At 68.7% G+C, this 1162-nt stretch carries 1 protein-coding gene; it reads left to right on the top strand.

The features are described from left to right. Positions 1–996 (top strand): DNA-directed RNA polymerase subunit alpha (locus tag RH94_RS02775; protein ID WP_199880852.1); only part of this gene is annotated, 996 nt, incomplete at its 5' end. Positions 997–1162 lie beyond the last annotated feature (166 nt).

Here is a 1162-nt window from a genome sequence, read left to right as displayed (position 1 = left end):
TCACTGACCGAAGAGGTCGTCGACGAGTTCCGTTCCCGGTTCGTGATCGAGCCGCTGGAGCCGGGCTTCGGCTACACCCTCGGCAACTCCCTGCGCCGCACCCTCCTGTCCTCGATCCCGGGTGCGGCGGTCACGTCCATCCGCATCGACGGCGTCCTGCACGAGTTCACCACCGTGCCGGGCGTCAAGGAGGACGTCACCGACCTGATCCTCAACATCAAGCAGCTGGTCGTCTCCTCCGAGCACGACGAGCCGGTCGTGATGTACCTGCGCAAGCAGGGCCCGGGTCTGGTCACCGCCGCCGACATCGCGCCGCCGGCCGGTGTCGAGGTGCACAACCCCGACCTCGTCCTCGCCGTGCTCAACGGCAAGGGCAAGCTGGAGATGGAGCTGACCGTCGAGCGCGGTCGCGGCTACGTCTCCGCCGTGCAGAACAAGCAGGTGGGCCAGGAGATCGGCCGGATCCCGGTCGACTCGATCTACTCGCCGGTGCTGAAGGTCACGTACAAGGTCGAGGCGACCCGTGTCGAGCAGCGCACCGACTTCGACAAGCTGATCGTCGACGTCGAGACCAAGCAGGCGATGCGTCCGCGTGACGCCGTGGCCTCCGCGGGCAAGACCCTGGTCGAGCTGTTCGGTCTCGCCCGCGAGCTGAACATCGACGCCGAGGGCATCGACATGGGCCCGTCCCCGACGGACGCCGCCCTGGCCGCCGACATGGCGCTGCCGATCGAGGAGCTGGAGCTCACCGTTCGGTCGTACAACTGCCTCAAGCGCGAGGGCATCCACTCCGTGGGTGAGCTCGTCGCCCGCTCCGAGGCCGACCTGCTGGACATCCGCAACTTCGGTGCGAAGTCCATCGACGAGGTCAAGGCGAAGCTGGCCGGTCTGGGCCTGGCGCTCAAGGACAGCCCGCCCGGATTCGACCCCACCGCCGCCGCCTTCGACGCGGACGACAACGCGAGCACGGGTTTCGTCGAGACCGAGCAGTACTGAACGCCGCGCCGCCGGGTCGCGGGGGAGCCAGGAAGACGGAGGAGCCGGCGATGACCACCGGTCGGCCGCACCTGGCTCCCTCGTGACTCCCTCGTGGCTTCCTCGATGCGAACCACGGGCGGTGCGGTCACTGAGGGCTGCCCGCCCGACCACGATCGGCTCGTGG

The organism is Streptomyces kebangsaanensis, from assembly GCF_001906585.1.
GTDB lineage: Bacteria > Actinomycetota > Actinomycetes > Streptomycetales > Streptomycetaceae > Streptomyces > Streptomyces kebangsaanensis.
The sequence above is the reverse complement of the archived record's forward strand: the minus strand, read 5'-3'. Positions and strand labels throughout refer to the sequence as shown.